Annotated in this window: 7 protein-coding genes; 5 read left to right on the top strand and 2 right to left on the bottom strand. The window is 65.3% G+C overall.

What is annotated here, in order from left to right; all coding sequences use genetic code 11:
• Window positions 1-93: 93 nt before the first annotated feature.
• The 4 genes from ACFFJ6_RS12100 (at window position 94) to ACFFJ6_RS12085 (ending at window position 6,998) form a co-directional block, all read left to right on the top strand.
• Entirely contained in the window at window positions 94-774 is a 681-nt protein-coding gene (locus tag ACFFJ6_RS12100) for a response regulator transcription factor (RefSeq protein WP_082363811.1), read from the top strand.
• 165 nt (window positions 775-939) lie between these two features.
• Window positions 940-2,226, top strand: a complete 1,287-nt coding sequence (locus ACFFJ6_RS12095) for a methyl-accepting chemotaxis protein (protein WP_378387955.1) — start codon at window positions 940-942, stop codon at window positions 2,224-2,226.
• Between the two features lie 306 nt (window positions 2,227-2,532).
• On the top strand, window positions 2,533-4,005 hold the full coding sequence (locus ACFFJ6_RS12090) for a sensor histidine kinase (protein ID WP_378387953.1): 1,473 nt from the start codon (window positions 2,533-2,535) through the stop codon (window positions 4,003-4,005).
• A complete protein-coding gene (locus tag ACFFJ6_RS12085; protein ID WP_378387951.1) occupies window positions 4,002-6,998 on the top strand; it encodes a bifunctional [glutamine synthetase] adenylyltransferase/[glutamine synthetase]-adenylyl-L-tyrosine phosphorylase in 2,997 nt (998 codons plus the stop codon). The genes ACFFJ6_RS12090 and ACFFJ6_RS12085 overlap by 4 nt, the downstream gene beginning before the upstream one ends.
• A gap of 5 nt (window positions 6,999-7,003) precedes the next feature.
• Here ACFFJ6_RS12085 and ACFFJ6_RS12080 read toward each other — a convergent pair whose 3' ends face one another.
• Window positions 7,004-7,273 (bottom strand): hypothetical protein, encoded by a 270-nt coding sequence (locus ACFFJ6_RS12080; protein WP_378387949.1) that lies wholly within the window; start codon window positions 7,271-7,273, stop codon window positions 7,004-7,006.
• 79 nt (window positions 7,274-7,352) lie between these two features.
• Entirely contained in the window at window positions 7,353-8,354 is a 1,002-nt protein-coding gene (locus tag ACFFJ6_RS12075; protein WP_378387947.1) for a helix-turn-helix domain-containing protein, read from the bottom strand.
• A gap of 370 nt (window positions 8,355-8,724) precedes the next feature.
• Between ACFFJ6_RS12075 and ACFFJ6_RS12070 the strand changes: the two genes are divergently transcribed.
• Window positions 8,725-12,183, top strand: coding sequence for an autotransporter domain-containing protein (locus ACFFJ6_RS12070; protein ID WP_378387945.1), 3,459 nt, complete (start codon window positions 8,725-8,727; stop codon window positions 12,181-12,183).
• Window positions 12,184-12,579: the final 396 nt, after the last annotated feature.

Here is a 12,579-nt window from a genome sequence, read left to right as displayed (position 1 = left end):
TCCCGGTGGGCGCATCCTGCCGCCTTGCATGGAGGCTGAAGTCTCGTCATGGTGCCCGAAACCATCAAGCCGTCGAGCGAATCCGAATCCAATATGCGCCTCCTGATCATCGAGGATGACCGCGAATCGGCCGATTATCTGGTCAAGGCGTTTCGCGAAGTCGGTCATGTCGCCGATCTCGCCAGCGATGGCGAAGAGGGCTTGGCGCTCGCCGACAGTGGCGACTACGACGTGCTGGTGATCGACCGGATGCTGCCCAAGCGCGACGGTCTGTCGGTGATCGGTACCTTGCGTGACAAGGGCAACCGCACCCCGGCGCTGATCCTGTCGGCGCTCGGACAGGTCGACGACCGCATCAAGGGCCTGCGGGCCGGCGGCGACGACTATCTGCCGAAGCCCTATGCCTTCGCCGAGCTGCTCGCCCGCGTCGAGGTGCTGTCGCGCCGACACGGCGGGCCGGCAGAAGAAACCAGCTACCGCGTCGGCGATCTCGAACTCGACCGGCTGTCACACCGCGTCACCCGCGGCGGCGAAGAACTGACGCTGCAGCCGCGCGAATTCCGCCTGCTCGAGTATCTGATGAAGCATGCCGGCCAGGTCGTGACCCGCACCATGCTGCTGGAGAACGTCTGGGACTATCACTTCGATCCGCAGACCAACGTCATCGACGTCCACATCTCGCGCCTGCGCGCCAAGATCGACAAGGGCTTCGACCGGCCGCTGCTGCACACCATCCGCGGCGCGGGGTATATGATCCGGGATGGGATCCGGTAACGCGATCGATCTCCCGAGCTTCGCGCCAAGCGTGTGTTGCAGCATCGGCGGGTTCCGTGGCCGCGATGGGGATCGCGTCGGTCCTCGACGAGCGCGAGACACGCTCTTTTAATTCTCTGGTGCGATGTTACTCCCCTAATTCAAGGAAAGAAGCGGGGGAGCGGAATGTTCAGGGGGCGGGCTGCCAAACAGGAATTGCAGCACAAGGCGGAATGGCTCGACACGCTGTCGCTTCATTGCGGGATCGGATTGTGGGATGCAATCCTGCACGAGGGCGACGCGATGCATGCTAAGGCGCGTTGGACGTGGTCTTCCGAGTTTCGGCGCCTGTGCGGCTACACGACGGAAGCCGAATTTCCCAATGTCGTTCAATCCTGGTCTGACCGCCTCCATCCCGACGACGTGGCTGGGACATTCGCCGCTTTCGGAGCCACCTGCCAGTCGGGCATCGGCTACGACGTCAAGTATCGCTTGAAGGTCAAGGACGGAAGCTATCGCTGGTTTCGAGCCACCGGCGGCGTCGTGCTCGATGAAAATCGCAAGCCGCGCCGCGCCTGCGGATCGCTTGTCGATATCGATGATCTGGTGCGGGCGGAAGAAGAAAAGCGGGCAGTGATTCACCAGCTCGCTGCGGATTTCGAAAGCGCAATCGGCAAAATCGTTGGGACGGTGTCGTCCGCTTCGGCGGACCTCGAGGGATCGGCACGTCAACTGGCGGCAACGGCTGAAAGTTCGCAGCATCTGGCTTCTACCGTCGCCACGGCGTCCGAGGAGGCATCCACCAACGTTCAATCAGTCGCGTCCGCCACGGAAGAGCTGTCGTCCTCCGTCAGGGAGATCAGCAGGCAGGTTCAAGAATCTGCACGGATCGCCAACGAAGCGGTGGGGCAGGCGCGCAATACGACCGACCGCGTCAGCGAACTGTCAAAGGCCGCGACCCGCATCGGCGACGTCGTTGAACTGATCAACACGATCGCCGGGCAGACGAACCTGCTGGCGTTGAACGCGACGATTGAGGCTGCGCGTGCCGGCGAAGCGGGCCGTGGCTTCTCGGTGGTCGCTGCCGAGGTCAAGGCGCTCGCCGAGCAGACCGCGAAGGCCACCGGAGAGATCGGCCAGCAGATCAGCCGGATTCAGTCGGCGACCCAGGAGTCGGTTGGTGCGATCAGCGAGATCAGCGGGACCATCGAAAAGCTCTCGGAGATTTCGTCGACGATCGCCGCTTCGGTCGAGCAGCAGGGAGCGGCGACGCAGGAGATTTCCCGCAACGTGCAGCAGACGGCTGAAGGCACCGGGCGTGTGTCCGCCAGTATTCTGGACGTCAAACGTGGCGCCGTTGAAACTGGTACGTCCTCCGAACATCTTCTTTCCTCGGCTCAGTCGCTGTCGAGCGAAAGCCGACGGTTGGAAGACGAGGTCAGCCGCTTCCTAAAGACGGTCCGCGCGGCCTGACCCGGGCCTGCTAGGGCCGTGTTGACAGCGGTTGCCGATGCTGCTTCGGCGTGAGCGCCGGCCCTCGCGCAGAGCGCTTGAACGCTCTGCTAAGGCCTGATTCACGGCCGGCATGCGGCGCTCGTCAGGTGAGTGCAAAGCTGTGTCGCGGCCGTGGAATGCTCCCGGCTGTGGCGCTGCTCAAAATCGGCCGCCCGTTCTCAGTCCTTACTTGAACGATTTGTCACTTTAGGTTCTGGGAACAAGTGGTTACCTTGTTCCGCATGGACGCTTTGAGACGACATCGATGCCGACGGGGTTCGATCAGTGACCGCATTCGGTAAACTGATCCGAACCACCGCGTTTCGGCTGACGCTGGTCTATCTGTTTCTGTTCGGGCTGTTCGCGGCGTCGTTGCTCGGCTACTTCGCCTGGAATACGCGGCGGCTGATCACCGATCAGATCACCACCACGGTGAACGCCGAGATCGGCGAGATCGACGACATCTACACGCGGCGCGGCCTGCGCGGGCTGGTGTTCACGATCGAGAACCGGGCGCTGCGGCCGGGCGCCAACCTCTATCTTGTCACCACGCCCGCAGGGCAAGCGGTCGCCGGCAATGTCGGTGCGCTGGCGCCCGGCGTGATGAGCAAGACCGGTTGGAGCGAAACATTCTATCGCCGACTCGACGATCAGGATCGCGGCGACCATCGCGCGCTGGTGCGCGTCACCGAATTGTCGAGCGGCTTCCGGCTGCTGGTCGGCCGCGATCTCGAGGAACGGCGGCGACTGTTCAAGGTGGTGGCCTCAGCGGCGCAATGGTCGGTGCTGATCGTGGTGGTGCTTGGGCTCGGCGGTGGCATCTTCGTCGCGCGCCGCGTGCTGCGCCGCATTGATGCCATGACCGGCACCACGCAGCGGATCATGGCCGGCGATCTGTCCGGCCGGCTGCCGGTCGGCCGCAGCGGCGACGAGCTCGACCGCCTGGCGGAAAATCTCAACGCCATGCTGGAGCGGATCGAGGCGCTGATGAACGGCCTCAAGGAGGTCTCCGACAACATCGCCCACGATCTCAAGACGCCGCTCACGCGGCTGCGTAATCGGGCCGAGGAGGCGCTCGCTCTGTCTGGCAGCGAGGCCGACTATCGGGCGGCGCTGGAGCGCACCATCGAGGAGTCCGACGGGCTGATCCGGACCTTCAACGCGCTGCTGATGATCGCTCGCGCCGAATCCGGCCATGCCAGCGGCGAGATGGACGCTTTCGACGCCGCTGACATTGCGCGCGACATCCACGAACTCTACGAACCGTTGGCGGAAGACAGCGGCCTGACCCTGCAGGTCGCGGCCGACTCGGCGCCGGTGCGTGGCAATCGCGAATTGATCAGTCAGGCGGTCGCCAATCTGGTCGAGAACGCGATCAAATACGGCCAGCCGCAGCTTGCGCTGGCCGCTCCCGGCGCAGAGCCGCAGCAGATCGCCGCCCAGGAGCTGGCGTCGATCCTGATCGAAGCGCGGCGCGACGGCGACCGGGTGCTGCTCAGCGTGACCGACCATGGCCGCGGCATTCCTGAAGCCGACCGCAAGCACGCCGTCGAGCGCTTCGTGCGGCTCGAAGCCAGCCGGACGCTGCCGGGTTCCGGCCTCGGTCTCAGTCTCGCCTCGGCGGTGGCGACGCTGCATGGCGGCGAACTGCGGCTCTCCGACGCGCAGCCGGGATTGCGCGCCACGCTTGCAATTCCGGCGCACACAGGCGAAGGACTGGCTCCAGCCAACACGACCCCAGAACCGACGCCGGCATGACTTCTTCCGCGATTGACGCGGACATCCCATCCTCCGCACTGGCCGCGCGCTTCGCGGCCGGGCTGCAGGTGTATGCGCCGGCGGAGGCGCAGAAGAAGCTGGCGGACTGGCTCGCCGATCTCCCCGCCGAGCAGGCCGGCGCGATCCGCGCGATCGCCGATCGCCATCCCCCGGTGGACACGCTGCTTCACGCGCTCGCGGAGGCATCCCCCTATCTGTTCGATCTGATCCGGGCCGACCCCGCGCGTCTGCTGCGCGTGCTGCGCAGCGACCCCGATGTCGGCTTCAGCACGCTGCTCGACAGCACCGCCGGCGCGGTGGCTGCGGCTTCCGATGAAGCCGAGGTGATGACGATCCTTCGGAAGATGAAGGCGGAGGCGGCGCTGTCGATCGCTCTGTGCGACATTGGCGGGCTGTGGCCGGTGATGCAGGTGACGCAGGCGCTGACCGATCTGGCGGTCAATTCGGTTCAGATGGCGCTGCGTTTTCTGCTGCGCCAGGAGGCGGCACGCGGCCGCATCAACCCGCCCAACAGCGACGCGCCGGAGCAGGGCTCCGGCCTGGTCGTGCTGGCAATGGGCAAGATGGGCGCCGGCGAGCTGAACTACTCCAGCGATATCGATTTGATCGTCTTCTACGATCTCGAAGCTCCGACGCTGGCGCCCGACATCGAGCCGCAGCCGTTCTTCGTGCGTGTAACGCAGGGGCTGAGCCGAATCCTGCAGCAGCGCCGGCATGACGGCTACGTGTTCCGCGTCGACCTGCGGCTGCGCCCCGATCCCGCGTCGACGCCGGTGGCGCTGTCGACGGTGTCAGCTCTGAACTACTACGAGCGCGAGGGTCGCACCTGGGAGCGCGCCGCGATGATCAAGGCGCGGGCCTGCGCCGGCGATCTGGTCGCAGGCGAAGCGCTGCTGGCCGACATCGCGCCGTTCGTCTGGCGCAAGCATCTCGACTTCGCCGCGCTGTCCGACGTTCATGACATGAAGCGGCAGATGCAGACCTTCCGCGGCCAGACCGAGATCGCGGTCGAGGGCCACAACGTCAAGGTCGGCCGCGGCGGCATTCGCGAGATCGAGTTCTTCGCCCAGACCCAGCAACTGATTGCCGGCGGACGGCATTCGGAACTACGGGTGCGTCCGACGCTCGCCGCGCTCGATATTCTGGCGGCGCGCAACTGGATCACCCACGAGGCGCGCGACGAACTGACCGCCGCCTATCAGTTCCTGCGGCGCGTCGAGCATCGCATCCAGATGATCGCCGACGAGCAGACCCACACGCTGCCCGACAGTGTCGAGGGCATCGAGCGGTTCGCGCGCTTCTTCGGCTACGACAACCGCGCGACCTTCGCGCGCGATCTGCTGGCGCATCTCGAATGCGTGCAGGGCCACTACGCCAAGCTGTTCGAAGGCGATCCGGCTGGTACTGCAAAAGAGCCGATCGACTATGCGGGCGGCCCGGAGGATACGCGGCTGCTCGACCATCTGGTCGCGCTCGGCTTCAAGAAGCCGCTGATGGTCGCGACCACGCTGCAGCAATGGATGGCGGGCGGCTACCGCGTCCTCAAGGTCGAGGCGACGCAGCGTGCATTCCGCGAGTTTGTGCCGGCGTTGATCGAGGAGCTGGCGCGCGCCGAAGAGCCGGACAACGCAGTCAATTCGTTCGACCGGCTGCTGCAGGCGCTGCATCGCGGTGGCCGCCTGATTTCGTTGCTGAGCCAGAACCGTGAGCTGCTGACGCTCGTGGCGCTGGTGCTCGGCGCGGCGCCGCGGCTCGGCGACATGCTGGCGCGGCAGCCGCAGATTCTCGACGGGCTGATCGATCCACGCTTCTTCGGCGCGATGCCGGACCGCGCCGAACTGTCGTCCCGTCTCGCAGCGACGCTGGTCGACGCCGGCTCCTACGAGGAGTTTCTCGACCGGCTGCGGCTGTTCGGGCAGGAGAGCCTGTTCCTGATCGGCACGCGGATTCTCTCCGGCACGGTGTCGACCCAGCAGGCCAGCGTCGCCTTCGCAGATGTCGCCGAGGGCATCGTCGGCACGGTGCATCAGCTCGTCAGCGTTCAGTTCGCCACGCAGTACGGCCGGATCAAGGGGCAGGAGACGGCGATCCTGGCGATGGGTAAGCTCGGCAGCCGCGAGATGACGGCGTCGTCCGATCTCGATCTGATCCTGATCTATGATTTCGACAACGAGCAGCCGGACAGCGACGGCGAACGGTCGCTGCACGGCGCGCAATACTTCGCCCGCTTCACCCAGCGGCTGATCTCGGCCTTCACGACGCGGACCAACTACGGCGTGCTGTACGACGTCGACATGCGGCTGCGCCCTTCGGGGCGCGCCGGCCCGGTCGCGTCGCGATTGGATGCGTTCGCCGAGTATCAGGAGAGCGAGGCCTGGACCTGGGAGCACCTGGCGCTGACGCGCGCGCGGGTGATTTCGGCGTCGCCGGAATTCCGGGCCCGGATCGAAGCGGTGATCCGGGCGGTGCTGACGCGGCCGTGCGATGCCATGATCATCGCCAACGACGTCGCCGAAATGCGTCAGGCGATCGCGCAGGAGAAGGGCGAGGACGACGTCTGGGATTTAAAATATGCCGCCGGCGGCATGGTCGATATCGACTTCATCGCGCAGTATCTGCAGCTCGTGCATGCTCACGCCAAGCCCGACATTCTCGCGGTCAATACGCTGGCGGCAATCGACAACGCGGCGCGGCTCGGCGTTCTGGCGCAGTCCGACGCCGATGTGCTGCGTCCCGCGGCACGGCTGTATCACGACCTCACTCAGATCCTGCGGTTGTGCGTGAGCGAGAAGTTCAGGCCGGAAGCCGCGGGCGACGACTTGTTGCGCGTGATGGTCCGGGCCGGGGACGCACCTGACTTCTCCTCGCTCGAGGCGCGGGTGAAGGAAACGCAGGCCGAAGTGCGGGCGATCTTCAACCGACTGATCGGCGGCGGTAGCGATGGAACTGCCGGCAACGGGGCTGGAGCTTAAGCGGCCTAGTTGGCGTTGGCGGTCGGCGAGGCCGATTCCAGAGGCGGTGACACGCAATCCATTGAATACACGAGCTCGCCGTTGGCCATCTGGCCGATCGGCTGGCACGGCAGGGCATCGCTAACGGATGCGGCGTGCTGGGCCGTCACGAGCTGCGCGCCGGGCATGTCGGCATCGCCGCGAAACGCAAAATAGACGACGCCGACGAGCCCACCGGCGATCGCCGCGCGGAATGTCCACGTCGCAAATTGATGGAAGATGGCACTGAAGTTCAACGCCTTTACCTCCGCCGCTGCTCGCTCTTACACGCGGCGAAGACCGCGGCACAATACGGATTTCGGCTAAGCGGTACGTCTAGGTAGCGACGGTCCTCCACCATTGCTGCACCACCGCGGGGCTGGTGAGCTGGATCATTGCGGAAGCGTCGATCTGGGCCTGGCGGTAGGCGCTGGCGGTGACGCCGAAGCGGGTCCGGAACGTGCGGCTGAAATGCGCCTCGCTGGTGAAGCCGAGATCGGCGGCGAGGCGCGAGAGCTTCCGGGTGTCGAGTGGATCGCTCAGGGCGGCCTGGACAGCCAGCAGCCGGCGCTCCCGCACGTAGCGCATGATGCCGCCGCGATCTGCGAACAGCCGATACAGCGTGGCGCGCGAGACGTCGAGTTTTCGCGCGAGCCAATCCGGCGACAGGTCCGGCGAGGCAAGGTTTTCGCGGATCAGCGCCTCGGTCAGTGCAAGGATCGTGTCGTCAGTTTCTCGAAGCGGCTCCAGCGCGCCGGGGGCGGCGGGGGCGAGCAGGCACCTGAGGAAGTCGGCGGTTTTGGCGACGGTACTGGCCACGTCATCCGAGGTCAGCTGCGCGCTGCGTTCCTGCAGTGACAGAATATGCGCGGCAAGCAGATCGTTACGCAGCGGGTCGAGCCGTGGCTTCAGCCCATCGAGATGCACCCCACTGAGCAACTTCCGCGGGACCACAAGGCACACGGTCCGCGACGCGAAGGCGCGCGTCGCGACCGAGTGGGCGAGGTCGATCAGCGCCACTTTGCCCGGTCCGATCGTGGTCTGCTGCCGGGTAACGGTCCCGTTGAAACCGCCGGTCACGTAGAGATGCAGCAGAAGGTGGTCCGGCGTCGCGGCGACGCGCTGGTCGTCCCGGACGAAATCCTGCGCGTTGAACGCGACCTTGGCGACGACGAGATCGCCGATGATTACGCCGAATGCGGACCCGGTCGGCGTCTTGCCGCCGCGTAAGCATGGACGCGGCTCGAATAGCGGTGAGATCACCGCGCGCCAAGTTTCGAAGGCGTTGGCTTGGTCGAGACCAGAGGTGACGTAGAACAGGCGGGAAAGCGCAGCCATGAATCAGATTTGTGACAAGCCCTTGATCCGATGCCCGGCGGGCGAAGGCCGGATCGAGAAGCTCATACTAACGCATCTCGCTGTCAGATACGAAGTGCTAAGTCATTGGAATTGCGGTTCCAGGTGAGGTCGCGGCTGCAACCCCCGGGCGAACTATCCACAGCAGCCTCAGCGCTGGTGGCGAGTGAGACGCACGGTCAAAGGAAACCGCAGTCGGTGGGCGGGATGGAGCGATGACGCACTGTCGCGGCGCTCCGAGGCTGCCTTACAACCGTGGCCAGACACATTTCGTTGCATACGCGAAGCGTGAAGAAACAACGAGTGACCACGCACGTACCGCGCGCGTGGCCAGCAGGGGGCTGCCTTCGTGATGAATGGGGTTGGTAAGTATACGGCGCTGTTTTTGTGCACCACGTTTCTGGTGAGCGTCTCCGGATCGATCGTCGTGGCGGCGGAAGCCGCTGCAACAACGAGATCTGCCTCGAAAACCGTGTTGCCGATGCAGCTCCGTGCGACATTGGCCGAGGCGCTGCGTCAGGGCGAGCGTGAACTGATCGCTCAGGCCTACGACAGTGCGTACCAGAATCCCGCCTTGCGGAACGCGGTCGTGGAGTTCGCGGCCGGGCTTTCGCCGGTGGCCGCTCGGAATGTGGCCACTGCAGCCGATCTTGGCGTGTTGACGTCGGGGCAAACGCTGACCTTGGCACCCAATGCGGCCCAAGTCATGGCTGCTAGGACGACGACGGCCTCGGGTCTCGGTCCGACGTCGTATCAGCACGTCGCGATGGCGAACAACACCTCGCCCAATCTGCCCAATCCACTGCCGAGCGTCGCCGATCAGACCTGGAACCTCGACATGATCGGAGCCCAGACCGCGTATTCGCGCGGCTTCACGGGCGCCGGGGTGAATGTCACCGTTGCGGATACAGGGTTCGACCTTAACAATGCGGGTCTGGTCAACAAGCTGCTGACCAATCTTGGCCACAACTACGTCGTGAAGAACGGGACGGTTTACGACCCGACCGAACTCTCGCCACTCACGAGTACCGATATCCACGGCTCGCATGTTGCCGGAATCGTTGCGGCCGAGAAGTTTGACAACGTCGCGGCGCATGGCGTCGCTTACGACGCGAATGTCATCCCGCTGCGCATTCTGACGGCCGCGGGCTATACGGTCGCAGCCGGCAATGATGCGTCCGCAAGCGCGCTGAACTATTTCGCCAGCCTGCCCGGAACGTTGGTCTACAATGCCAGCTACGGCCCGGACTTCACCGGCATCACCAATCTGACCAAGTGGCCGGCCGCGTCCAGCTCGGAAGAGGCGGCGGCCGCGCTCAATGTGCTGCAGGCGGGCAAGATCATCGTCGCCGCCAACGGCAACGACCGTGCGACAAATCCGATCGCGGCGCGCAACCCGTCGGGTCTCGCGCTGCTCCCCTTCCTCAATCCGGCCCACGCCGGCCTCGGCGTGTATGACGACGAAGGCAACAATCTCGACGCGACGCTGCTACAGCGCCAGAGTGGTCAGATCATCGGCGTGATGTCTGTCGGTAGCACGAAAGCGCCGGCCTATTACTCGAATCTCTGCGGCGTCACCGCGAGCTGGTGCGTTGCGGCGCCTGGCGGCGACTCACAAACCGGCCCGGAGATCTATTCGACCGCCCCCGCCAACACTTATATGTTCGAGGCCGGTACCTCGATGGCCGCGCCGACGGTGTCGGGCGCCATCGCGGTATTGATCCAGGCTAATCCGACCTACAACGCGCAGGACCTCGTACACCTGCTGTTCTCGACGACGGAAGATCTCGGCGCGCCCGGACTCGACGCGGTGTTCGGCCAGGGCCTGATCCGTCTCGACCGCGCGACCGAGGGCCCGACGACGCTGGCCGCGAATTCCACGGTCACCGTTGCAGCCAACCAGACTACTTATTGGAGCCAGCTGCTGACCACCCAAGGTGATTTCAGCAAGACGGGCGCCGGCATTCTGACGGTTTCCGGCCGCACCAATGCGGGCGGCAACGTCTTTGCGCAGCTCGGCACATTGGCGGTCGACGGCACGCTGACGATGGCCGCCGGCAACCAGCTCTCTGTCGCGCAGCCGGCGACGCTGGCGGGCTTTGGCACCATCGTCGGTAACTCGGTCGTTGCCGGTACGCTGTCACCCGGCAAGATGGCGAATATCGGCGATCTGGTAGCCAATAACTCCGTCGCGCCCGGCACCGTTCTGAACGGGAATTCGGTCGGCTCGCTGACCTTCAACGGCAATGTGACACTGACCTCCACGGCGACGACGAGGATCGACATCGACGGCACCCTAATCGTTCCCGGCGGCCCCGGCACCTACGACAAGATCTATGTCACCGGCGCCGGCAACGTGTTCTATGCCGCCGGCACCCTGACACCGGTGCTGCGCGGCAGCGTCGGCACGGTGAGCAACTACACGCCGGCGCTGGGCACCGATTTCGCCATCGTCCAGGCGCAGAACGGCGCCAGCACCGCGGGCAGCTTCTCTTCGCTGTCGCAGCCGACCGCCGGCCTCGCGGCGAATACCCGGTTCGACCTTTTGTACGATCCCACGGCTCTGACGCTCGTCGTTACGCCGGCAAGCTTCAGCACTCTCGCGGCCAGCGGTCAGCTCGGCAGTAACCAGCGCTCGGTTGCCGGCGCGCTCGACGGTGCCCGCCCGGCGGCCGGTGTGCTGCCCTCGGCCCGCGAAAAGTCGCTGTTCGACGCGCTGTATCGGCTCGATACCGAAGCTCAGTACGACAAGGCGTTGGGTCAACTCGCAGGCCCGGGCCAGCCGGCAGTTTCCAGTTCATCGCTGCAGGCTTTCACCGGCTTCCTTGGCGCGATCGGCGACCGCCAGGAGACGATCGCGCTCGGCGGCGAGCAGGGTCAGAACGGCGCGGCACAATCCTTTGCGCTGTCCTATGCGGGTCGGAACACGATGACTGCCGAGACGTCGTCGGCGATGAACGCGTTCGCGGCGATCTCTCCGGCGGAGCGCGTTCAGGACGGCTGGTCGGCCTGGGGGCAGGGCTTCGGCCGCGACGCCCGCGTTCGTGACAGCGCCGATTTGGCCGGCTCCAAGGCGACGAGTGGTGGTTTCGTCGTCGGCGCCGACCGTCGCTTCTCCAATAATTTCGTGGCCGGTGGTGCGTTCGGCTATGCCCGGACCACAGCGACCAGCGCCGACACGCAGGGCAAGTCCGACACATACGCCGGTGCGGCCTATGCGAGCTGGACTCCCGGCGCCGCTGTCGTCGATGTCCGGGTCGCCGCCGGCCCGAGCCAGATGTCGACCAGCCGCCAGATCATGTTCTCGCCCGCCAGCCTGCAGGGCAGCTCCAACGGCGTCGGCGTCGGCACAACGGTGGAGGCCGGTTATCGCTTTGCGCTTGCCCCCAACGTCACGATCAAGCCGTTCGCCGGCCTGAGCTGGCAGGGTTTCCGCCGTGACGCCTATAGTGAGAACCAGCAGTCGTTCGGCCTCGCCTATGCGGCACAGACCTACGACAAGCTCACAACGACACTCGGAACCTCGCTGAGCGCGCGGCTGCGCACGATCGACGGGATCACCATCATGCCGGAGCTGAAGGTCGGCTGGGGCTACGATCTGCGGGATACCACGCTGGTCAGTCAGGCCGCGCTGCTCGATCAGCCCTTCCTGGTTCAGGGAGCACAGCCCGGCCGCAACGCCGCTCTTGTCGGCGCTAAGGTTTCCGGATGGCACACCGAAACCTTCCGGATGTTCGCTGCCTATAACGGTGAGTATCGCAGCAATGCGACGAGCCACCAGGTCTCGGCAGGCGCTCGCGTCAACTGGTAAACAGGGCGAGGGCGAACGAGCAACCAGAGCGCTCGCCCTCGGCCAATCCTGCCGCTTCGTCACTGCTTCTTGCCGCCCCGTCGCTCCGCGTTGCGCGAACAGGCTTGACCCCGCACCGGGTCAGGACGCCACACGTTGGTAGCGCCCCTGCCGTGATGGGCCATGCCCCGCAGTGACAAGTTCAAACGATCTGTTGGCGGCGGTCTGCAAGGTGACGCCAGCGGCTCGGCCTCGCTACGACGCTGGAGGCGGCTACCGGTTCGCGCTGACGTCCGACATCCTTCTCAAGCCTTTTGTCGCCGCGAGCTGGCAAGCCCTTCGGCGCGGCGGCTTCGCAAGGTATCCTTCCGGATGTTTTCGGCGTGTAGCGGCGAATATCGCAGCAACGCGGCGAGA

Source organism: Rhodopseudomonas telluris, from assembly GCF_042432815.1.
Lineage (GTDB): Bacteria > Pseudomonadota > Alphaproteobacteria > Rhizobiales > Xanthobacteraceae > Rhodopseudomonas > Rhodopseudomonas telluris.
Note: the sequence above shows the minus strand (reverse complement) of the source record. Positions and strands in the feature narration are given on the sequence as shown.